Annotated in this window: 23 protein-coding genes and 1 pseudogene; 3 read left to right on the top strand and 21 right to left on the bottom strand. The window is 39.0% G+C overall.

The annotated features are described in order from the left end of the window. Positions 1 to 35: 35 nt before the first annotated feature. The 16 genes from ETB99_RS12670 to ETB99_RS12595 form a co-directional block, all read right to left on the bottom strand. Positions 36 to 998, bottom strand: a complete 963-nt coding sequence (locus tag ETB99_RS12670) for an MBL fold metallo-hydrolase (protein ID WP_077428397.1) — start codon at positions 996 to 998, stop codon at positions 36 to 38. Beyond that, the gene (locus ETB99_RS12665; protein WP_171700748.1) at positions 977 to 1,633 is read right to left on the bottom strand and encodes an NUDIX hydrolase; all 657 of its coding nucleotides are present in this window, start codon (positions 1,631 to 1,633) and stop codon (positions 977 to 979) included. The genes ETB99_RS12670 and ETB99_RS12665 overlap by 22 nt, the downstream gene beginning before the upstream one ends. Then, on the bottom strand, positions 1,633 to 2,613 hold the full coding sequence (locus ETB99_RS12660; RefSeq protein WP_171700747.1) for an ABC transporter permease: 981 nt from the start codon (positions 2,611 to 2,613) through the stop codon (positions 1,633 to 1,635). The genes ETB99_RS12665 and ETB99_RS12660 overlap by 1 nt, the downstream gene beginning before the upstream one ends. Continuing rightward, a complete protein-coding gene (locus ETB99_RS12655) occupies positions 2,606 to 3,517 on the bottom strand; it encodes an ABC transporter ATP-binding protein (RefSeq protein WP_077428400.1) in 912 nt (303 codons plus the stop codon). The genes ETB99_RS12660 and ETB99_RS12655 overlap by 8 nt, the downstream gene beginning before the upstream one ends. Beyond that, positions 3,517 to 4,308, bottom strand: coding sequence for an SGNH/GDSL hydrolase family protein (locus ETB99_RS12650; RefSeq protein ID WP_077428925.1), 792 nt, complete (start codon positions 4,306 to 4,308; stop codon positions 3,517 to 3,519). The genes ETB99_RS12655 and ETB99_RS12650 overlap by 1 nt, the downstream gene beginning before the upstream one ends. Positions 4,309 to 4,405: 97 nt before the next feature. Then, entirely contained in the window at positions 4,406 to 5,767 is a 1,362-nt protein-coding gene (gene glnA / locus ETB99_RS12645; protein WP_171700746.1) for a type I glutamate--ammonia ligase, read from the bottom strand. Between the two features lie 279 nt (positions 5,768 to 6,046). Continuing rightward, complete coding sequence (locus ETB99_RS12640; RefSeq protein ID WP_003398700.1) at positions 6,047 to 6,247, bottom strand: cold-shock protein; 201 nt, start codon at positions 6,245 to 6,247, stop codon at positions 6,047 to 6,049. Positions 6,248 to 6,436: 189 nt separating this feature from the next. Further along, positions 6,437 to 6,997 carry a thioredoxin family protein gene (locus ETB99_RS12635; RefSeq protein ID WP_171700745.1) on the bottom strand — a complete coding sequence of 187 codons (561 nt, stop codon included), beginning with the start codon at positions 6,995 to 6,997 and terminating at the stop codon, positions 6,437 to 6,439. An 83-nt stretch (positions 6,998 to 7,080) separates the two neighbouring features. Further along, positions 7,081 to 9,546 (bottom strand): U32 family peptidase, encoded by a 2,466-nt coding sequence (locus ETB99_RS12630; protein ID WP_171700744.1) that lies wholly within the window; start codon positions 9,544 to 9,546, stop codon positions 7,081 to 7,083. Positions 9,547 to 9,757: 211 nt separating this feature from the next. Next, the gene (locus ETB99_RS12625; RefSeq protein ID WP_171700743.1) at positions 9,758 to 10,375 is read right to left on the bottom strand and encodes a hypothetical protein; all 618 of its coding nucleotides are present in this window, start codon (positions 10,373 to 10,375) and stop codon (positions 9,758 to 9,760) included. Between the two features lie 512 nt (positions 10,376 to 10,887). Further along, on the bottom strand, positions 10,888 to 11,106 hold the full coding sequence (locus tag ETB99_RS12620) for a hypothetical protein (RefSeq protein ID WP_171700738.1): 219 nt from the start codon (positions 11,104 to 11,106) through the stop codon (positions 10,888 to 10,890). 100 nt (positions 11,107 to 11,206) lie between these two features. Beyond that, on the bottom strand, positions 11,207 to 11,416 hold the full coding sequence (locus ETB99_RS12615) for a DUF6501 family protein (RefSeq protein ID WP_006318546.1): 210 nt from the start codon (positions 11,414 to 11,416) through the stop codon (positions 11,207 to 11,209). Positions 11,417 to 11,430: 14 nt separating this feature from the next. Next, positions 11,431 to 11,634 carry a hypothetical protein gene (locus tag ETB99_RS12610; protein WP_035019624.1) on the bottom strand — a complete coding sequence of 68 codons (204 nt, stop codon included), beginning with the start codon at positions 11,632 to 11,634 and terminating at the stop codon, positions 11,431 to 11,433. 111 nt (positions 11,635 to 11,745) lie between these two features. After that, the gene (gene ilvA / locus ETB99_RS12605; protein ID WP_171700742.1) at positions 11,746 to 12,954 is read right to left on the bottom strand and encodes a threonine ammonia-lyase; all 1,209 of its coding nucleotides are present in this window, start codon (positions 12,952 to 12,954) and stop codon (positions 11,746 to 11,748) included. 156 nt (positions 12,955 to 13,110) lie between these two features. Further along, complete coding sequence (locus ETB99_RS12600) at positions 13,111 to 14,007, bottom strand: manganese catalase family protein (RefSeq protein WP_077428407.1); 897 nt, start codon at positions 14,005 to 14,007, stop codon at positions 13,111 to 13,113. Positions 14,008 to 14,020: 13 nt separating this feature from the next. Next, a complete protein-coding gene (locus tag ETB99_RS12595; protein ID WP_003398689.1) occupies positions 14,021 to 14,227 on the bottom strand; it encodes a YuzF family protein in 207 nt (68 codons plus the stop codon). 170 nt (positions 14,228 to 14,397) lie between these two features. On the opposite strand from ETB99_RS12595, the gene ETB99_RS12590 reads away from it, so the two are divergent. After that, positions 14,398 to 15,651 carry a two-component system sensor histidine kinase NtrB gene (locus ETB99_RS12590; protein ID WP_171700741.1) on the top strand — a complete coding sequence of 418 codons (1,254 nt, stop codon included), beginning with the start codon at positions 14,398 to 14,400 and terminating at the stop codon, positions 15,649 to 15,651. Positions 15,652 to 15,675: 24 nt separating this feature from the next. Here ETB99_RS12590 and ETB99_RS12585 read toward each other — a convergent pair whose 3' ends face one another. Beyond that, complete coding sequence (locus ETB99_RS12585; protein WP_129000288.1) at positions 15,676 to 17,091, bottom strand: alanine/glycine:cation symporter family protein; 1,416 nt, start codon at positions 17,089 to 17,091, stop codon at positions 15,676 to 15,678. Between the two features lie 155 nt (positions 17,092 to 17,246). On the opposite strand from ETB99_RS12585, the gene ETB99_RS12580 reads away from it, so the two are divergent. Then, positions 17,247 to 18,587 carry an MATE family efflux transporter gene (locus tag ETB99_RS12580; RefSeq protein WP_171700740.1) on the top strand — a complete coding sequence of 447 codons (1,341 nt, stop codon included), beginning with the start codon at positions 17,247 to 17,249 and terminating at the stop codon, positions 18,585 to 18,587. Between the two features lie 27 nt (positions 18,588 to 18,614). Here the strand turns inward: ETB99_RS12580 and ETB99_RS12575 are convergent, their stop codons facing one another. From ETB99_RS12575 to ETB99_RS12560, 4 genes and pseudogenes are all read right to left on the bottom strand, one after another. Further along, positions 18,615 to 18,728 carry a YjcZ family sporulation protein gene (locus ETB99_RS12575; RefSeq protein WP_006318569.1) on the bottom strand — a complete coding sequence of 38 codons (114 nt, stop codon included), beginning with the start codon at positions 18,726 to 18,728 and terminating at the stop codon, positions 18,615 to 18,617. 26 nt (positions 18,729 to 18,754) lie between these two features. Further along, entirely contained in the window at positions 18,755 to 18,859 is a 105-nt protein-coding gene (locus ETB99_RS12570; RefSeq protein ID WP_021094060.1) for a YjcZ family sporulation protein, read from the bottom strand. Positions 18,860 to 18,965: 106 nt separating this feature from the next. Then, positions 18,966 to 19,866, bottom strand: a pseudogene (rarD, locus tag ETB99_RS12565) (EamA family transporter RarD). A 21-nt stretch (positions 19,867 to 19,887) separates the two neighbouring features. Further along, positions 19,888 to 20,751 (bottom strand): cation diffusion facilitator family transporter, encoded by an 864-nt coding sequence (locus ETB99_RS12560; protein ID WP_077428412.1) that lies wholly within the window; start codon positions 20,749 to 20,751, stop codon positions 19,888 to 19,890. 229 nt (positions 20,752 to 20,980) lie between these two features. On the opposite strand from ETB99_RS12560, the gene ETB99_RS12555 reads away from it, so the two are divergent. After that, on the top strand, positions 20,981 to 22,291 hold the full coding sequence (locus ETB99_RS12555; RefSeq protein ID WP_171700739.1) for a Na+/H+ antiporter family protein: 1,311 nt from the start codon (positions 20,981 to 20,983) through the stop codon (positions 22,289 to 22,291). The last annotated feature ends 225 nt before the right edge of the window (positions 22,292 to 22,516 follow it).

Below are 22,516 nucleotides of genomic sequence, written 5' to 3'. Positions count from 1 at the left end.
TGCCAAAGAAATTATAGCGAAAACATGATTTTTCGTCAATTACTTTTTTGTTTTTCAATATAGTCAACAAGCCCCATCGCACATACTTGTAAATCAAGTTGAAGCACTTTATATACATCTGCATTATCGGGTACTTGCCGTTTGCGTAAAAATGTTTGAACGTTGTCGAATAAAAGTTGGAAAACGGCTTCTGTCTTTTCTGTAAAGGACTTATCTTTTTGTTTATCTACGATATCGCGACCTATTTGCACGAAGATCGGTAGCCAGTAATGTAGCTGATCCCAAACCGTCTGCACATGGGTTGACATACCAAAATGGCCAAAATAGATGCGATCTGGATGTAACGACATGAATCTTTTAATCGAAGCTTGCATCGCTTCTGGGTCAAATTGATTTGGTGATGTAGATGGCAAATATAACTCCACGTCATATGAAAGTAACTGTGGATAAAAAACACCTGCCGTATCACCTGTAAAAATACCGTTGCTTTTTTCGTCATAAATAGAGAAATGGTGATTCGCATGTCCTGGTGTATGAAGAAACGTTAATGTACGATCTTCTCCGATTTGTAACGTTTCCCCATCTTCTTTTATGACCAGTCGGTCCTCTGGAATTGGAACGATCGGATCAAATAATGCATCAAATTTTTCACCGTAAACGGCTTTTGCCCCTTCAATGAGACGAGATGGATCGGCCAAATGTCGCATTCCCTTCGGATGAACAAATACGCGAGCGTTTGGACAATGTTTTAGTAACACTCCTGCTCCACCCGCATGATCTAAATGAATATGTGTCACAATAATGTTTTTTACATCTTTTAAATCGATTGATAATTCTTCTAGTCCTTTAAGCAAATGCGGGATAGATGGGCTTGCACTTGTTTCGATAATTGTCACTTCTTCTTCATGGAAAACGTATGCACCTGTTCGTTGGGCTGTTTGTAAATCATATAAATCAATGAGTGAAATGCCAAATCCTAAATCAACAGGTCGCCACATGTTGATTCTCCTTTCTCTTTTTGAATAAGTCGAGCAAAATGATGAGCGATTTTTGCAGTTAATCCCCAAATGACTTTATCTTCGTAGTAATAAAAATATTCTTCAATTTGTCTCGGTCGCCAATTATACTGTCTTCCTCCAGGAATATCGTCAAATGGGAAATCGTCTTCGGGCTTTGGTTCAAATTGAACACGATATATTCGTGGTTTCGTTTCAATAAAAAAAGATAACGGGACGGTGAATACATCTTCCACTTCTTTTTTATTGATTTGCATGTGTGCGTTATTTACAAATGCAACAAATGGATAAATGACCATGCCAAATGGTGAAAGCACATAATCAAGTGGAACGACATGTGTAATATGTTCTTTTTTAATCCCCAACTCTTCACATGTTTCTCGAATGGCTGTTTCTTGTGGATTTTGATCACATGCATCCATTTTTCCACCCGGGAAACAAATTTCACCGGGCTGGCGACGTAACTGAAATGAGCGTACTTCAAATAAGACAAACACGTCATCATGTTGACAAATAAGCGGGAGAAGTACAGCATATTTTGCGTATGAGCTGAAATCCATGATTGTTGGTGTTCGCTGCTGTAGTTCATTCATTGTCGTATAAATCACTTTTTTCATTAGTAAACATCCCTTTTCGTAAATACATAAAAAGAAACGATCAGCGCGACAAGTGCCCAAGTGGCTAGCACGGTCATCGAAAAAGAAAGTGTCATCTCATCAATCGGTGGCGCCATGCCGCTAATATAACTTGTGAGTCGTAAATTCACCATAAACAAATATTTCGCAGACGTCCACGATGACACCATATTTGATAAAATCGCTCCTGAAATGAGAGCGGCAAGCATAATTCCCATCACGGCAGCTGTACTACGTAGTAACACCGATAACATGAATGTTAATGTGCCGACAACAAGCGAAACAAAAAAAGCGAGCCCGAATTCAATAAGCAAGTATTTCCATTGCGGGATAAGATGGACAGCTGATGTATTTAATTCTTCACCTTGAATCGAAAATCCTGTTAAGAGTGGCAAATTCCATCCACCATATCCAAATACAATGCCAGAGATAGCGTATGATAATAGAGCGACGGAAAATACGACAAACGATGTAGATAACATCATCGCGATATATTTGCTCATCAAAATCTTCCATCGTTTCACAGGACGTGTTAACAACAGTTTGATCGTCCCTCCGCTCGCCTCTGATGAAACGAGATCAGCAGCAATTACCATAACAAGGAGCGGTAAAAATAACTCGATGGAGTTTTCGATAAACATGCGCATAAATGTTGGAGCACCGGGTGCCATTGGATTAATGTCGTTGTCTAAATAATACTGTTGTTGTTGTAAACGAATTTTAAGAAACTTTTTCCAATCCTCAGAGATTCCTGTCGAATTTAATCGGTTTTGTGTGTCGATGATTTGCTGTTGCAGCTGAGTGCGCCAATCTGTCGTTCCGATCCGTTCTCGAATTGTTTCGATCTGTTTAAATTGCGCGTATGTAAATAAGCTGACGAGAACAGCAACGATCGCTGCGATAATAAACAGTCGTCTTTTACGAACAATTTTTAACATCTCATTGTATACAAGATTAATCAATCGTTTCCCCTCCCGTTAATTCAATAAATAAGTCTTCTAGTGTTGGAAGTTTGCGTTCAATTCCACTGACATGTACCCCTGCTTCAATTAAACGGGCATTGCAACGCGCAATCGTTTCATTTGACTCATAGATTGTCACGAGTGCTCCATCTTTTTCACCAAGCACAGTCGTTTCATTTTGTAGTATTTGTTTTGCTTTATCTACCGGATCAACGCTCCAATATGTCCGAGCTTGTTCTTGTAGCAAATGTTCAACCGTATCAATGCGAATAATCTCCCCTTTAGACATAATCGCAACACGATCACACATGAGTTGTATTTCACTCAATAAATGTGATGAAACGAGCACACTTAACTGTTCTTTTTCAGCAAGCGATCGAATAAACTGTCTCATTTCACGAATGCCGACAGGGTCTAAACCGTTTGTTGGTTCGTCTAAAATAAGCACCGTCGGTTTTCCGAGTAGCGCTTGCGCAATACCGAGTCGTTGACGCATGCCGAGCGAATATGTGCGCACGAGATCATGAATCCGATTTTGTAGACCGACGAGTTCAACCACTTCTTGAATGCGATGAGCCGTAATTCCCGGCACCATTCGTGCAAAGTGTTCAAGATTTTCCCAACCGCTTAAATATGGATAAAGTTCAGGATTTTCAACAATACAGCCAATGTGTTGAATTGCTTTTGTAAATTGTTTTTGTAAATCATATCCACAAATTGAAATCGTTCCAGATGTCGGTCGAATCAATCCGACAAGCATGCGAATCGTTGTCGTCTTCCCTGCGCCATTTGGACCTAAGAAACCAAACACTTCGCCTTTTTTTAGTGAAAACGAAAGTCCTTTAATAATTTCTTTTTTTCCAATGGTTTTTCGCACGTTTTGCACAACTAATGTCTCTTCCATTATTTCTCTCCTTTCGTTAACGTAATGAGTGAAGCAACACGTTCACCAATTCGCTTATACCCTTCCTTATTAGGATGAAATTTATCTGTATATAAATAGTCGTTTACTTGCAGTTCAAACAAATCATATGTCGGAACGCAAATGATTGACTTATAGTTGGCTGCTACTTCAGATGCTGCATAATTCCAACTACGTACAACGGCAGATGTTTCTTTTCCGTTATCTAAATCATTAAATGGATTATACAAAGCGACATAAAATACTGGTGCGTTGCTATTCGCTGTACGAATGAGTCGGAAAATCGTATGTAGCTGCTCGACAAATTTCTTTTTTTCTTTTTCAATTTGAGTATGGGATAAGTCTCTTAGCGTTTCACCACCGCGAAATAAGTCGTTTCCTCCGATCGTCATTAAAATAATGTCAGCTTCTTTTAATTGACGTTGCACTTCTTTTTGTTTGAGTTGATTGATGAGTTGAGGAGAACGTTGTCCTTTAATGGATAAATTTATGAATTGAACGGGTTGATTTGTCCGTTTTTTTAGTTCATCTACAACATATCCAACGTACCCTTTCCCCGTTTCATCTCCTGTTCCACGTGTTAATGAGTCGCCAAGAGCGACAATCGAAAGCCCATTATTTTTCTGTATGTTTGAAGTTGTTGTTTTTGGTTGTTTGATCGAGGAAGCTTCGTAAAAAAATTGATCTTGAATCGTGACGATTAAACCGATAGCCCATAATAGTGTTGTTGCGGTACAAATCAATACGATTATCGTAATTATTCGTTTAGACACAATATCACCCTTTCGTTGTTTTCTATGTACCATCATAGACCATTTGTTGTTCAAACGCATAATGAAAACATGCAAAAAGCGAGCACATCGCTCGCTTTTAAAATTTCGCTTGATAATGTTCAATTTCCCAAGCATGGACAGCTGTTCGATAACTATCCCATTCGTTCTTTTTCATCGCTACGTATTCGTTAAATACGTGATCTCCTAATGTATGACGGCCAATTGTGCCATTTTCTAGTTCTTCAATCGCTTTCCCTAAACTACCTGGAAGGTTTTCAATACGAAGCTCTTTACGACGTTCATTCGTCATATGGAAAATATCTTCGTCGATTGGTGCTGGACAAGTGAGTTCTTTTTCTACACCATCAAGCCCTGCCTCAGCAATAACTGCAAATGCTAAATACGGATTGGCAGATGGATCTGGACAACGAAGCTCAACGCGTGTTGCCAATCCTCGTTTTGCAGGGATGCGAATTAATGCGGAGCGGTTCGATGCCGACCACGCAATATAACAAGGCGCTTCATATCCTGGGACGAGACGTTTATACGAGTTGACTAATGGATTCGTAATGGCTGCGAAACTTTTTACGTTATTCAATAAACCAGCAATAAATTGATATGCTGTTTCAGATAATTGATTGTCATCCGCTGGATCAAAAAACGCATTTTCTCCATCTTTAAATAGCGAAATGTTTACGTGCATACCTGAACCGTTAATACCGAAAATTGGTTTTGGCATGAACGTAGCGTGCAATCCGTATTTTTTAGCAATCGTTTTTACAACCCATTTATATGTTGTGGCATTGTCAGCGGAACTGAGCGCATCTGCATATTTAAAGTTAATTTCATGTTGACCTTCAGCCACTTCATGATGTGAAGCCTCAATGGTAAATCCCATTGCTTTTAACGCACGATAAATATCTAAGCGAACGCGTTCTCCAAGATCTTTTGGAGATGGCTCAAAATAGCCACCGCTATCTTGTGGTTTTGTTGTTGGGTTTCCGTTTTCATCCGTTTCAAATAAGAAGAACTCTAACTCAGGACCGACGGAGATCGTGTATCCTTTTTGCTTTGCACGTTCCACCGTTTTTTTCAATACGTTGCGCGGGTCTCCTTCGAATAATGTTCCGTCCGGATTGACAACAGAACAAAGAAAACGGGCTTCTGCGTATCCATCTTCTACAGTCCACGGCAATACTGCGAACGTTTGTAAATCAGGAAGTAAATATAAGTCTGATCGATTAATTGGTGAAAAACCTTTAATCGAAGATCCATCAAACATAATTTTCCCTTCTACTACATCATCTAGTTGTTCAGCTGTAACCGTGACGTGCTTTAAAACTCCTTCAATATCAACAAATTGTAAATGCAGCAATTCAACGTGTTTTTGTTTGATAATTTCTTTAATTTGTTCAAGCGTCGAAGTGTTTGTTTGTTCAGAAACAAGCAATTCACTCATGTTACATTACCTCACATTCTTATGTATAGTTTTATAACATGAGTTTATTATATGGAATCATTGTTCTTTTTTCAATAGTTTTTTATCAAATTTTCTGTATTTTTATTTAAAAAAGGACACGCCTCCTATGAGCGTGTCCGAATAAACAAAAACGACGGAAACCCTACCTCTCTTCCGTCCTTGCAGCTCCGAAGCTGCGCCAGTGAGAATTTGTTTTGTTACATATAAAAACGTAAAAATGGGATCTCGCGAAAGGCGAGACCCCGTACGTTTGACTATTTATGCTTTTTGGACGTTTGCCGCTTGCGGCCCACGGTTACCATTCACGATGTCAAATGTTACTTTTTCGCCTTCTTCCAACGTTTTAAATCCAGTACCTTGGATCGCTGTGAAGTGAACGAATACGTCTGTACCTCCGTCCGTCTCAATGAATCCAAAACCTTTCTCTGCATTAAACCATTTTACTTTACCTGTGTTCATGTGAAATTCCTCCAAAACAATTTTAAAAATTGACCACCGTTTCATTACTCATAAAACAAAAGCTGCACTTCTGTCAAGTCCTTATAAGATGAACCCGACAAAGGTGCAGCTTATAACGATCATTGATATAACGAACGAAATGGTACTTCTTAAGTATATAGGCTTAAAAAGAAAATGTCAAATGTTTTTTTATTTTTCTTTCCATTTGATGCTACAACCGATGCTTGGCTTTTGTTCTTTCGGAACAGGTTTCCCTAACAGCAATGCGTCCAGAGCTGAACGAATGGAGGAACCAGTCACTGGAATTCCATTACTTGGACGTGAATCATCGAGTTGACCGCGGTAAACGCATTTCAATTCACCGTCAAATATGTAAAAATCCGGCGTACATGCAGCTTGATATGCTTTTGCGACTTCTTGTGTTTCATCAAATAAATATGGAAATGGATATCCGAGTTGTTCGGCTACTTCTTTCATTTTTTCTGGAGAATCGTCTGGATATTTTTCTACATCATTTGAATTAATTGCAATAAATGAAACTCCTTTTGGTTGATAATCATTAGCCAAACGAACAAGTTCTTCTTGAACATGTTTCACAAATGGGCAATGATTGCAAATGAACATGATTACTGTTGCAATATCCGACTTGACATCTTCTAAACGAACGGTTTGGCCATTGATGACGTTAACAAGCTCAAACGACGGAGCTTTTTCTCCTAATGGAAACATATTTGATTCAACAGCTGGCATACAAATCACCCTTTCTTTTCCTCGTTCATTTACTATTATAGCAAAATGTACAAATAACAAAAAATAAGCAAGCTTGAGCCCGCTTATTTTTTGATTAGCTGTCCGCGTGTTACACCAAGTTGGTTAATAGCTTTCAGTGTACGCCATACGCTCGTACCGCTTCGTTTACCCTCAAGCGCTTCACGATATAAATTGACAACTTCTTCTACTTTTTTCGGCGACTCTTCCAAAAACTCAACACGATATGAACGAACACCAAGGGATAAAAAGTTTGGAATATATTCTGCCCCAGATTGTTCAATGGCGTTGTACACTGTATTTCGGCAACCGATATCGACACGAACTGGATGAAGCATACCGATACGATCTCGCAAGGAGACACGATGCTTTTCACATGGTCGTCCACAGTTTGTAAAATCGGTTCCTTCACTTAAAAATGTACAATATACACAATGTTCAGTATGAAACATCGGTAAGTGTTGATGAATAACGATTTCGATCCGTTCTGTTGGCGCTGCTCCAAGTAAATCAATCATTTGTTGAATGTTTAAATCGTAGGAAGGGGTAATGCGATCAAGTCCCCGAGATAAAAACAACTGTGCAGCCAGATGATTTGAAATATTAAGTGAAAAATCACCAATTAACACTTGTTCAACTAATTGACTCGTATAATATTGTACCGCTCCTAAACTACGCACTAAAATGGCATCTGGTTCAGCTTTTAAAATTCCTCTCAAAATCCCATTTTCTCCCGGCATATGAATGCGTGGAGTAGCTAAAGCGATCGGTTTATTCATGGCTCGTGCAATCTGTACAGCTTTTGGATAATCGGTTGTAAATTCGAAATCCGCATACACCATGTCTACATCTGTATCACATGCCGCTTCGACTTGTTCAAGCGTACGACAGAGCGCCATTAAAGAAGGGTTTTCTGCTCGTTGTTTTTGTCGGTAAGAAGATGTTAAATCAATGGCTTGCTTGATGTATAGCCGCGGACGTTGCCGTTTTTCAATAAGCTGTTCAACGGCTTGTCTTCTTATTCGGTTTAATTCTTTAACTGGAAGAATAACATTGTCTGTCGTATGCATATAAACGTCATGTAATTCAAAAATCGTTCCGCCTAATCTGCCGAACTGTTCTTTTATAAAATCTAGTGTTAATGGTCGCTTTTGGGCCACATCTAACAACTGCTCAGATTGAACAGTTACTTCATTACCTGTCGTTTCATCGCGCCATGTTGAAATGAGCGGTTTTCCTGCTTCGCCGTACACGCGTACAGTTAGTGGGAACAGGCGATATGGTCGTTCAGTTTCGAACGTTTTGCGCAAGCGACGTTCAAGCTCTTGGTCGCTCGTTTTCCAAATGCGGTCTCCGACATGTACGCGTGTTAAATTGACGTCATGTCGACCTGGGATGATTTCAACAAGCCCTTTTTCGACTTCTCCTTCGATTTTTTTTCCGTTTTTTCGTAAGTCATACACGCGTCCGCCTTCTTCTTTTTCCTCTGGGCGGCCTGCATCAAATACGATGCCATCCCCACGTTTTAACGGGGCTTGTAGTTCGCATAAAACCCCGTCTTTTAATACTTTTTTGACCGTTCCAAGAAATACACCACGGCTTTTCGGGAATGTTCCGTCAACAAGCTGTTTGTTGTTCGTTCCTTTTAAAAACCCATGTGTAAATCCTCGACTAAAGCTTTGTTGTAGTTCACGTATTTCCTCAGGTGAAGGAGTATAATGGCGTCCTGCTAAATATTCATCAATAGCTTTTCGGTATTTGCTGACAACATTCGCTACATATTCTGGTGACTTTAATCGCCCTTCGATTTTAAACGTGCTCACTCCCGCCTCAATGGGCTCCGGGACGAGATCAAGAGCAGCTAAATCTTTTGGTGAAAGTAAATAGGCAACGTTCCCCATTTCTTTTTGTTCGCCATCAACAATTAAATCGTATGGCAGACGACACGCTTGTGCGCATTCTCCGCGATTGGCTGAACGCCCACCCCACATTTCTGATGTTAAACATTGTCCTGAATATGATACACAAAGTGCTCCATGAACAAAAACTTCTAACGGGACATTTGTTTTCTCAGCAATTTTTTGAATGTGTGTTAAATTATTTTCGCGACCGAGCACCACCACTTCCAAGTTATAAGGCTTCAAAAACTCGACTGCTTCCGGAGATGTAACGGTCATTTGTGTTGATCCGTGAATCGGAAAATCAGGCGACATATCGCTAATAAGTTTGACAAGCCCTAAATCTTGGACAATCAGTGCATCTACTCCTGCATCTATACATGCTTCAACGAGCTGCTTTGCTTCTTCTAGCTCATTTTCAAACACTAAAATATTAAAAGTAACATATCCACGAACGTTGTGTTTATGCAAATAAGCCATCACATCTTTTAATTCTTCCATGCGAAAATTTTTCGCCCGTACACGTGCATTATATTTGTCGACACCAAAATAAACGGCGTCTGCTCCATTGGCAACAGCAGCACGAAGACAATCCCAATCTCCCGCCGGCGCTAACAGTTCAATTTTTCTCACAGCTGGTCAACCTCTCTATTTTTTATCATGAACAACAATATATTACCGAATATCCCCCTCGTTTGCCAACAAAGAAAAAGACCTGAACGTACAGGTCTTCTAGTCAACTACCTCACTTAGCTAACGCTTGAAGTGGAGGTCTCCTCGCCAAAGACGATGAATAAATGGGGGAACAAGATGTTTTGAAAAGAACTGAATGTCAAAATCTGAATTACTTTAAATTAAATTTTTTCATTAATTCCTCTTTAAATTTATAATTCTTTGCTTCTTGAGGCACGCCAACTTTTTCGCCATCATTACCAGGAATATCAATGTTGTGTTTACCCTCATTGACACCAGAAATTACGTACAGATCATCGTATTTAAAATCGGGCACAAGAAGTAGCATGTAGCTACGGTTTTTATCCATGTTTCGGTAGTTATTAATTGAAAATTTAGTCTTTCCGGGCATAATACCATTATCGTAAACGTAGCTTGGTTCAGCTACCTTGATAATATCCCCAGCTTTATAATCGTGAGTAGTTCTATTTTCAAGGACCTTATTTATTTTAAACTGAGTAATTGTATACGCATCTACTGTAAACCCTCTCTCATCGAATGTTACGAAGTTCTCACTTTCAATTGGTTTTCCAGTGACAACAAGTTGAGAAAAGGTAACCATTTCATCTACTGTGTTAAAGGATACTTGTTTAGCATCAATAGTTGATAAACTTACTTTTTTATCAGCCGACATATACCATAGACTTGAACCGAGAGAAATAAAACCTAACAGAGCTATTGAAATAATAATAATCTTATTTTTTTTCATATTCGTAATATCTCCTTTCATCTATTAATTTCCCCATTTTTGTTTTAGATGGTCTTTATCCGTCTGTTGAGGGGATCCGTATGTTGTTAGTTCATACTCCTTCATTACAGAGGCACCTGAATTGTCATTATGTCTCAAGCTTAGTGCGTGTCCAAATTCGTGAATAATAACGTCAGTTGATTCAGCAGAAGTTAGTGTGTTCATTTGAGGTGTATTGAGTCGAATTCTTGAACGATCCCTTGCATCCTCCGGATTTACTTGACGCCATCCGAAAAAGCCATACGTCCAATAATCTGCGGTAGCATAAACGGTTGAGCCGGAGATAGTTCCTGCATAAACAACAATGCTATAATATGTAGGCTCAGAAGTGACTTGTGAAATAGCAACCTTTGAAGAAATGTTATTCCAAGTTGCATATGCGGTGTCTGCACGATTATGGTAACCCGCACTGGAAACACTAGCATCACGCCAATACTTAAGGTTTTGTGCCCCAGTATATCCATTAGGATTATAATGATCTGAGTGGGCGTTAACTAAGATGGTTGGTAGTAAAAAGCTAGACCGAGAATAAGTAATAAAATTCTTTTGACTTTCATAATTTCATTCCTTTCTATAAATACATCTGCTGCATTTGACTGTTCCATATTTTGTTCTGTTTGTTTTGTTTCTTCTTGCTTATCCTCCGCTTGATTGTTGCACCCCGTTAATCCAAAAACAAAGGCTGCAATCAGTAGAATGATCCATTTTTTCATTGCTAAAAATCCCCCTTTTTCATTCAATCCGTAGTCCACTGTACTACATAATTGTGAAATTTATTTAAAATGAATGTGTTGAAAATGAAAAAAAGCGGCATTACACCGCTTTTTCTGTAAAATAATGCTTATAATATCCGCCGACTTTGCCACGATTATCGATAATAAAATAAAAATCATCTGTTTCGTTTTTCACTTCATACTCTTTGCCTGGTGTTAATACGTTATGTACAATGTATTTCTCTGCGTTCGTATGATTACATACAACTGTTTTAATCGTTGGACGTTCATGCCAGTTTAAATGAATCATCTTTTATTCCTCCCTCAAGATCCTTTATATTTGTTCAAAAATTTAGCAAGCTCATGTAATGCTTGTAATACAGCCAGATGTTTATCGTTTCCGCTCGCTTGCGCCGTGGCCACATCTTTAAACTTGGCGTGCGCTTCGTAAGACCCGTTCTTTTTGTATACATCTACCCGCACAGTTCCCCTCGGATGTGGAACGATAAAAAACTCCATTTTTTTCATTTTTCTCCCCACCTTTAAATCAAGCGTTTATTTAATTTAATAATAGTAGAAGATACGTGAGTTTGAAAGTATTGTTTTACATAGGGAGAAAAAGATATGTCTTTTACCCTTTTAATCAAGACGACGAATGGTGTAACCAGATTCGATTAACACACGTTGAATTTGATCAATATGCTCCTCATTTTTTGTTTCAAGGGAAAAACGTATTTCGGCTTGCCCAGGGAGAACGTTTGTTCCCATCCGTTGATGATCAATGGACATGACATTAGCTTCTAAATCCGCGATGATGCGCAACAATTTATTTAGTTGTCCCGGTTTGTCAGAGATGACCGTTGAAAATGTAACAAAGCGTCCAGATTCAACAAGCCCCCGTTCGATAATGCGTGAAATGAGCGTTACATCGACATTCCCCCCGCTTAAAATGGCTACAATGTTTTTTCCTTCAAGCGGAATTTTTTTGTACAATAAAGCAGCTAGTGAGCAAGCTGCCGAACCTTCGACAAGCAATTTGTTTCGTTCGAGTAAATATAACATTGTTCGTGAAATATCCGTCTCTTCGACACAAACGATATCGTCGACATATTTTTGTATGTATGAAAACGTTAAATCTCCAATTCGTTTCACAGCGATGCCATCGGCAATTGTATTCAATGGAGTAATCATAACGGGCTGATTATGTTGTTTTGCTGCTGTCGTGCTCGCGCAAGCAGTCGACTCAACGCCATATATGCGGATAGTAGGCTTTTTTTGTTTCATAGCAATAGCTAATCCTGCAAGTAACCCACCACCACCAACAGGGCAAACGACTGCATCAATATGGTCAAGCTGGTCAAATAATTCTAAACCAATTGTACCTTGTCCAGCAATAACGGTTGGGTCATCAAACGGATGAACGAATGTTGCACCTGTTTCTTGCTGAAGCTTTCGGGCATATTCTAACGATTCGTCAAATACATCACCGTGTAGAATAACGTTTGCGCCATAACTTTGTGTCGCTTGAATTTTACTTAATGGCGCCCCCTTCGGCATGACAATGGTACATGGTATTCCGATCATGCTGCTAGAATAAGCTACCCCTTGTGCATGATTTCCCGCTGAAGCTGCAATTACCCCACGCCTTTTCTCTTCTTTGCTCAATGAAATGATTTTATTGTACGATCCTCGAACTTTAAATGAACCTGTTTTCTGTAAGTTTTCTAATTTCATGTACACTCGATTATTTGATAGTCGACTAAACGTTTGTGAAAATTCAAGAGGAGTTTTGTGAACAACTGATTTCATTCGTTGTTGCGCTTCGTATATGTGTTGTAGCGTGATCAATTCATCTCATCCTCCTTTGCGTCTTTTTCATTATATGTTATTTGATCATAAACAAGCAATTGCCTATTTTCCTTCTTTGATTTTTAATTGATTATTTAGAACATAGTTCTATTATTTAAATTTGGGCAGAAAAAAAAGCTATGCATATTGCACAGCTCACAACCCCGCTGATTGTTGAAGACGTCTTGCAATTTCGAGAAAATCCTCGTATGAAATTCCTGGGGCAAATGTTTCCTCGACCGATTCCAAATCGGGGATCGGCGCTCCCGCTGGTGTTCCTTGAATCACTTCGAGCTGTCCCCCATCAAGCGGATGCGTTCCTTTCCAAATTTGCTTTACGTCTTGATAATCATGTTCACTAAATGTGTACAACTTCCGATGCCATCCTTGCTGTTCGTATTTACGTGCTGCATCAAATTTATCATTGCTTAAGTTAGGAATTGGCAACATTTTTGTCACATCAACACCTGTGACAATTTGAAGTGCTTTCGCATAAGCGGTAATGTGCACTCCTCCACGCACAAGTAAATAACCAATCATTTCTCTTGCGACAGGATGATCGGTCATCTCATATACTCTCATTTTATGTGTACGGGCACCACATTCTAAGAAAAAATTGTGCAGCAAATCTAAAACTAAGTTCCCACTGTTGAAGACGTAATCCCCTGACCACGATTTTCCCATTGAATCCCCTGGTAAAGCGGTTTGTGCTGTCGCGATAAAATGGTACGTATTTCGTTTATCTACCCCGCTTTGCATCGGAGTAACATCCGGATCCCCTTCAAACGTTGTTCCCGTCAAACATAGATTAATCGCCGTTGTAACGAGTTCGACATGACCTAATTCCTCTGCTGTAATACTTGCAACTAAATCATAAAAAGGTTTTAATTTTTTCTTTTCACGAAAGTTGAACGACTGAAACAAATAATTATTTAACGTTGACATTTCCCCGAATCTTCCGCCGAGCAACTCTTGTACTGCTGCGGCAGCATTTGCATCCGCGTACGTAGATTTCGGCAATTCAATCTGCAGTTTGTTCACTCTTGTAAACATTGCACTCCCCCTCTTATTTTGGCATAATCCAAATGATTTGCTGAATGCGAACAAAAAAGAGGGTATCGCTACTTTTTAATACAATGTGATCTGGTTTTACATCTTGAATTATGCCTTGCATATTTCCACGCACCGTTTCGATTACTACTTCCCTTCCTTTAATCGTTTGTAACGTTTGATAAACATAAGGGTCGATGAAAGCCATAAATTGCGGTGTCATTTTCCTCCCCCTTTCTAACTTTTCCTTTCCAGTTTATTCACTCGCATTTGTGTTTATTACATTTTTTCATTTAGAACATAGTTTTATAAAAAAATAAAATACATACTAGCTGATTTATTTGTTTTACGATAAACTTCAACATAGAAATAGTGAAACAAGGGGTTAGAACGATGGAAACTCATGAGCAATTAAAACGAAAAATAAACGATCTTGAAGAAGAAGTGAAATTATATAAACGTTTTATCGAACACATTCCTTTCCCATTTTCGTACGTCGATCACGAAATAGGAAAGATGTTGAAAAAGGAAAATGATATATCTACTCCGATCGTCGAAAGAATAGAAAAAAATGAGCGACAAAAACCAATATTACAATGGAAAATGGATTTACAAAAAGATTATCCATTTGAACAAGTTGAACAATTTTTAGCGCCTATTTTTGATCTTGTTTCCCACCATATCGTTTTTGTTGATGCGGACGGAATCATTACATTATGTAACTTACAGGCAGCGAACGACGTTGGCGTCAATCGGGATGAAATCATCGGCAAACATATTCGGGAGTTGTTAAACATTCCTGACGAACAGATTATGACGCTAAAAACACTGCGGACAAAACAACCGCTTTACAATTGTGAAGTGCTTGATCGGTACTATGGCATTATTAATACACGTATTTTATACAATGAAGATGGATCAATTAAACGCGTCATTAGCATGTTTCAATCGCTTAATCAAATGAAAGAAGCTGAAAAATTAGCGATCGCTGGGCGAATTGCTGCCGGGATTGCGCATGAAATTCGAAATCCGTTAACTACCGTGAGAGGATATTTACAGTTTTTGAAAGAGCAACTACCTGAACATATTGTCACACTTATCGAACAACTGTTGATTCCTGAACTTGATCGAGCAAACGATATTATCACAGACTTTTTAAACATTGCAAAACCAAACGAAATGAAAGTAGAGTGGATTGGCATAAACGAATTTATTCAAAACGATTTAGATCTTTTATTACGAAGCGAAGCCCTTCTTCACAATGTAGAGCTTTCATACGATCTAGATGAAAAACTACAACATCATGGTGTTTATATTGACAAAAATCAACTGATGCAGGTGTTTATTAACTTATTGCGCAATGCGATTGAAGCAAAAACAGGAAAGTCATTGAATGTACACATTCAAACAGCTCTGCACAATAACCTTGTTCAAATTTACGTCCTCGACAATGGACCTGGCATCCCTCCTACAATTATTCATCACATCTTTGATCCGTTTTTTTCGACGAAACAAACGGGAACAGGTCTTGGCCTATCTTTGTCGCGAAAAATTATTGAACTTCATAAAGGTTCAATGCGTGTGCAAAGCGAATTCGGGCGTGGCACATGTTTTATTATCGAACTGCCCATTTATTTAAAAAAATGAGGCTGCTTCATCGCAGCCTCATTTTTACGCTTCTTTTTGCTGCTCCACTTGTTCCTCCTTCCAGCATTCTACTTGATTGTCCATACCTATATTACGTGCGTAAAATACCGGATTTTTTCCTTGTTTTCGTTGCGTTGTATAGTCTTGTAAGGCAGCAAAGGCAACACGACCGAGCAAGAAAATCGAAATTAAGTTTACAACCACCATAAACGCCATGAATAAATCAGCTAAATCCCATACGATTTGAATGCTCGATACAGATCCCCAAATAACCATGAATAATACAGCTAAACGATAGACCAATAATGATACTTTACTCGAACGAATGAATTCAATATTTGTTTCACCGTAATAATAGTTTCCAATAATCGAACTATATGCAAATAAAAATATACTGACTGCCACAAATCCTTTTGCCCACTCACCAATGTGTGTGCTCAATGCCGTTTGTGTTAACGTAATTCCATCAAGCCCTTCCTTCATATAGTCGCCTGATAATAAGATCATGAACGCTGTTGCGCTACAAACTACTAACGTATCTACAAATACACCTAATGTTTGAATTAAACCTTGCTTTACAGGATGGGAAACTTCTGCTGTCGCCGCGGCGTTCGGCGCGCTTCCCATACCGGCTTCGTTAGAGAATAAACCTCGTTTAATCCCCATCATAATTGCTGCACCAAATCCTCCACCAACGGCTTGTTCAATACCAAATGCATTTTTCAAGATCAAAGCAAATACAGATGGTAATTCAGCAATGTTTGTCAACACGACATAAAACGCAATCAATAAGTATAAACCGGCCATAACGGGAACGATGATCGACGATGCTTTCGCAACACGATGCACACCACCGAAAATGATAAATGCCGTCAGAACAGTAAGTAAAATACCGATGACGATCCGATCCATTTGAAATGCATGCTCAAAGGCAAACGTAATCGTATTTGCCTGAACAGAGTTAAATACAAGACCAAATGAAAACGTAATTAAAACAGCAAACAATATACCAAGCCAACGTTTCTTGAGCCCTTGCTCGATATAATACGCTGGGCCTCCACGATAACCATTTTTATCTTTTATTTTATAAATTTGAGCAAGTGTGCTTTCCACAAAACTTGATGCCCCCCCAATTAGAGCAATTAACCACATCCAAAATACCGCACCAGGTCCACCGACAGAAATCGCTAACGCAACACCGGCTAAGTTACCTGTTCCAACGCGGGACGCTGTACTCATAAAAAACGCTTGTAACGACGAAATCGCACCTGTTTTTTCTGGCCCTTCTGTAATGACACGGAACATTTCACCGAAATAACGAAATTGAACAAACTTTGTGCGGAACGTAAAGTACAACCCAACGATAATTAAAAGTGCGATCAAAACGTACGACCATAATATGTTGTTTAAAAATGATACGATCGTTTGTAATAATTGCATACTCGTCACCTCACCTGATGTTTATAATTAAAAAACGACTTTTTCAATGTAACAAAACATAACATGAAAAGCAAGAGGATTATCTATGAATATGCAAAAATGATATGTTATAATATCGTCTGTCTATATTTTTACACGTATTTTTGGAGGAAAAAATGAAAGAAACATCTACGTTAAAAGAAAAAATAAAACAGTTCTTACATATACTACTTCCTGTTTTTCTTACCCAAATCAGCCTATATATGATGAACTTTTTTGATGTGACAATGACAGGAAAATATAGCGCAGTTGATTTAGCAGGTGTAGCCATCGGCTCAAACATTTGGGTTGCTATATTTACAGGAATTGGCGGAGTATTGACAGGTCTAACTCCAATCGTTTCCCAAGCGTTTGGGGCAAAAGATCATGAGCGTATTTCTCGAACGGTCGAGCAGGCAATATACTTGGCGATCGTTTTTGCCTGCTTTGTGTTGACAATTATTTATTTTCTCGTCCCTATTTTATTGGAAAACATGTATATCGAGAGCAATGTTCAAATCGTTGCCTATCAATATTTACAAGCATTATGTATTGGCATTGTCCCAATTTTTATTTATTACGTTCTCCGCTCCTTTATGGATGCCCTCGGTCAAACAAAGGTTACAATGATGTTAACGTTATGCTCACTCCCTTTAAACGTTTTACTAAACGATATATTCATTTTCGGACGATGGGGTATCCCCGCATTCGGGGGAGTCGGTGCAGGATATGCCACAAGCATCACGTATTGTTGCTTGTTACTATGTGCGTTTTTGCTCGTTCGCTTTCGTAAACCTTTTTCAACGTACAATATACTTAAGAAATTTCATCCGATCTCGTTATCCATTTGGAAGCAATTAATTTTGATCGGTACACCTATTGGACTAGCGATCTTTTTTGAAACGAGTATTTTTTCTGCTGTCACGTTGTTAATGAGTCAATTTGGAACAACAGCAATCGCCGCTCATCAAGCGGCATTAAATTTCGGTTCACTTTTATATATGATTCCACTAAGCGTTTCACTTACTTTAACCATTATTGTTGGTTTTGAAGTAGGTGCTAGTCGCTTAGAGCACGCAAAACAGTATTGTATCATCGGTATTTCATCTGCTGTAATGATGGCTATTGTTGCCTCTATCGTTCTACTATTATTTCGTGAACCGATCGCTTTCCTATATACGAATGATGAACACGTTTTGCAATGGACGAAGCAGTTCTTGTTATATGTTTTATTTTTTCAATTCTCAGATGCCGTTGCCGCTCCGATCCAAGGCGCATTACGTGGATACAAAGACGTTCGTTTTCCGTTTTTTATTGCGCTTGTATCGTATTGGTTCGTCGGTTTGCCTGTCGGATATATATTCGCTCATTATACAATTGCTGGACCGTTTGGATATTGGATCGGTCTTATTACCGGTCTAGCCTCAGGCGCTATATTGTTATTCGTACGGTTACGACAAAAATGGAAACATATATAAAAGCAAGAGGGAGCCCCCTCTTGCTTTTTAGCACCAAGCTGCACCGACGATAATAAGCAAGATAAAAAGTACGACGATGAGCACAAACGTTTTTCCGTATCCTGGATAACCATAACCATATCCATAGCCATATCCGTACATGATGCATTTCCTCCTTTATCGTTTAATTAATATCCCCAGCCACCAATATAAGCACTACCAACAATGATTAACAAAATAAACAATACAACAATTAACGCGAAACCACCGCCGTGATGATGTCCTCCACTCATCTTTTGGCACCTCCTTCTTGTACTAACAACCTATTCAATTGTTAAGAAAAAGGTTAGGGTTTTTTGAAAAATGGGTGAAAAACACGCCTGCCCTACAGACATCCCTTTACATGTTCAATGATTTTCCCCTTCGTCTTTCCCGTGTACTAGAAAGTGAAAATAAAAGCAAGGCAGTCCAAATGCAGCTAAATGCATATACATGAGCATTTGTAAACGGCTCATGGAACAAAAACACACCAAGAAGTAAACTTAACGTTGGTGAAATATATTGCAAAAATCCTAAAAAGGTTAACGAAATATGCTGAGCCCCCTTGGCAAAATATAAAAGGGGCAAGGCAGTCGCCGGACCAGCCCCTACAAGCAATAACATCGTTGCAAACGAAAAAGAAGCAACGTGTAGCTGTCCAAACGAGTGTATAATGAATATGAGCGCAAAAGGAGTCACAAGCATCGTCTCAACAGTCAAACCAATTGTTGCGTCAATCGAAATCACTTTTTTCACAAGACTATATAGCGCAAAGCTACAGGCAAGCGAAAGCGCAACCCATGGAATTTTTCCATATTCAATCGTCATAAGTAAAACTCCAACAGCTGCTAGAATAAACGATACGGCTTGCCATTTGTAAAGACGCTCTTTTAATACAACGACACCTAACAATACGTTTAACAATGGATTCATATAATATCCTAAACTTGCTTCAACCATATGATTATGGTTGACAGCCCATATGTAAATAAACCAATTAACGCTAATAAGTAGCGATGCAACGATTAAAGCGATGGCACGCTTTTTTTCTCGCCATAACAATCGACATGTATGCAAAAATGTAGACCAACTTTTTTGAACGATCAACAACGCAATCATAAAAAAAAAACGAAGCAACAATACGATAAGATAAAATTTCCTTCGCCTCGATATGTTCGAGTAATTTCCAATACAAAGGCAATATTCCCCACAATACATAAGCGAGCAAGGCATAGATCGTGCCAAGTTTTTTATTTTCCATTTTGCAGCTCCTTCCTTCATCTCAATCCTCATGCTCATACGGCTCAATATGCACATGAGCATAAACAATGCCATATTTTTGTTCAAGCAAACGCTCAACTTGATCCGCAATGTCGTGACTTGTTACAACATTTAAATGTGGGGCGACACAAATAATAACGTCTATGACAACATCATTGCCGTACATTCTCCCCTTAATATCTACCACCTGCTCCACGCCGTTAATATGCTCAATGTCCTGTTTATACTTTTGTAGCGTTTTGTCATCAAACCCATCAGTCAACGTATGAGACGCCTCTTTAAAAATGCCCCATGCGGTCTTGCAAATGATAAATCCAATAATAAAAGCGGTGACAGGGTCGAGCCAACGCATATGTAACTGGGCACCTATCACACCAACAATGGTTCCTACACTAACAAGTACATCGGACAAATGATCTTTGGCAGCAGCGGCAAGCGCTTGGCTATTTGTGACGATAGCTAAACGCTTATTGAACATATATACGGCAAACATAAATACGGCTGAAGCGCCAGCCGTCCATACTGCTACTAAATCCGGCTTTACATACTCCCCTTCCTTCAACGTTTGCACGGCGTTTACTAATACGTCTAATCCGATAGACATCATAATAAACGCTGCGATTAAAGAAGAAATATGTTCTGCACGCGAATGGCCATACGGATGGTTATCATCACGAGGTTTTTTTGCGATGAGTAATCCAATTAAAATGGCGGTAGAAGCAAGAATATCAGTAAAATTATTCCACCCATCTGCTTTTAATGCTTCAGAACTTGACATATATCCGACGTACAACTTAGTTAAAGATAAAACAATATAAGCACCAATGCTTACCCATGCCCCTATCTCAGGCTTCATTTGTGTCATATGCTCCACCAACTTCTCAATCATTTTTGCGTTAACATTGTACCAAGCGTACATCGTGTGGGTCTATAGCAACAAAATTGGTTCATTGAAGAACAGTAGGAAACGTGCAATAACATTGCCTTTAACCAAATTTACTGTTGACGTCTAATAAAAAAATGTGATAAAGTGTTTAATGTTTCATCACTCTACCAATTTATCAAACTAAAGTGTTTTTTCGGAGGTCTTGATTATGAATGCAGTTGTCATCTCAGTACTCGTCATGCTCATTCTTAGTTTAATGCGAATGAACGTCGTATTTTCGTTATTAATTGCATCATTAGTAGGAGGATGGATCGGAAATCTTGGTCTCTCCAAAACGGTTGAATCATTTTCAGAAGGACTGGGGAATAGTGCAGAAGTCGCGTTAAGTTATGCTTTGTTAGGTGGGTTTGCCATCGCTATTTCAAAAACAGGATTGCCGAATGCCATTGTTCATGTGATTATAAAAATCGTTGGAAAACAAGGGGAGGAAAAAAGGACACAATATTCCAAAGCACTTGTTCTTCTTTTCATTTTATTGATGTCTTGTTTTTCACAAAACTTAATTCCAATCCATATTGCGTTTATTCCTATTTTGATTCCGCCACTTTTACACGTTTTAAATGAATTGCAAGTAGATCGTCGGTTAATCGCATCAATCATTACTTTTGGTTTAATTACCCCTTATATGTGGCTACCTACCGGATTTGGTGCCATTTTTCATGACATTGTACAATCTAACATGGCTCAAGGTGGGTTAGTTGTTGCAAAGTCAAATATTCCAAAAGCGATGTTTTTACCTTCACTCGGAATGATCGTCGGTTTGCTTCTTGCTTTTTTCACATATCGAAAACCGCGTACGTATAAACAAGTAAAACTAGAAAGTGAAGGAACTTCGTCGTTTCAACGACGTGGGGTATGGTTTGCGGTTATTGCTGTCATCGTTGCTTTAACTGTGCAACTTGCTCTCGATTCTATGATTTTTGGAGCATTTGCAGGAATTGTCGTCATTTACTTAAGCGGATGTATCCGTTTAGCAGAAAGCGATCGTTTATTAACAGACGGAATGCGCATGATGGCATTTATTGGATTTGTTATGTTAAGCGCCTCAGGTTTTGCTAACGTATTAAAACAAACCGGGCATATTGAGAAACTTGTTGAACAAGCAGCTGCTCTTATTGGGCATAACATGGCGCTTGGTGCATTGCTTATGTTAATTGTCGGACTACTGATCACAATGGGAATTGGGTCTTCGTTTTCTACCATTCCAATTATTGCAACCATTTTCGTTCCGCTTTGTATGAAACTTGGGCTTAGTCCGATGGCAACGATTGCGATTATTGGTGCTGCTGGTGCACTTGGTGATGCTGGATCACCTGCCTCTGATAGCACACTCGGCCCAACATCGGGTTTAAATGTTGACGGTCAACATCATCACATTTGGGATACATGCGTCCCAACTTTTATTCATTACAATATTCCTGTTATTATTTTCGCATGGATCGCAGCAATTGTGTTATAAAAAGGGAGCTACTTTCACACAGTAGCTCCCTTTTTGTCGAAATTTCGGCGCACATTCCGACATTTTTTTTAAACGAAATATGTTAATGTATTGTAAAGTGTCAAGGCCGATTATTTTTTCCCCAAAATCGCCGGTTTAAAATTCCCCAGAAGGACCTCATTGATCCTTCTGTTTTTCTTGTTGGAGCCTTTTTTCCCGCAATCGATAGCTTTCCCCCTTTAGGTT

It is taken from the genome of Anoxybacillus sp. CHMUD (assembly GCF_013096965.1).
GTDB classification, from domain to species: Bacteria; Bacillota; Bacilli; order Bacillales; family Anoxybacillaceae; genus Anoxybacillus; species Anoxybacillus kestanbolensis_A.
The sequence above is the reverse complement of the archived record's forward strand: the minus strand, read 5'-3'. Positions and strand labels throughout refer to the sequence as shown.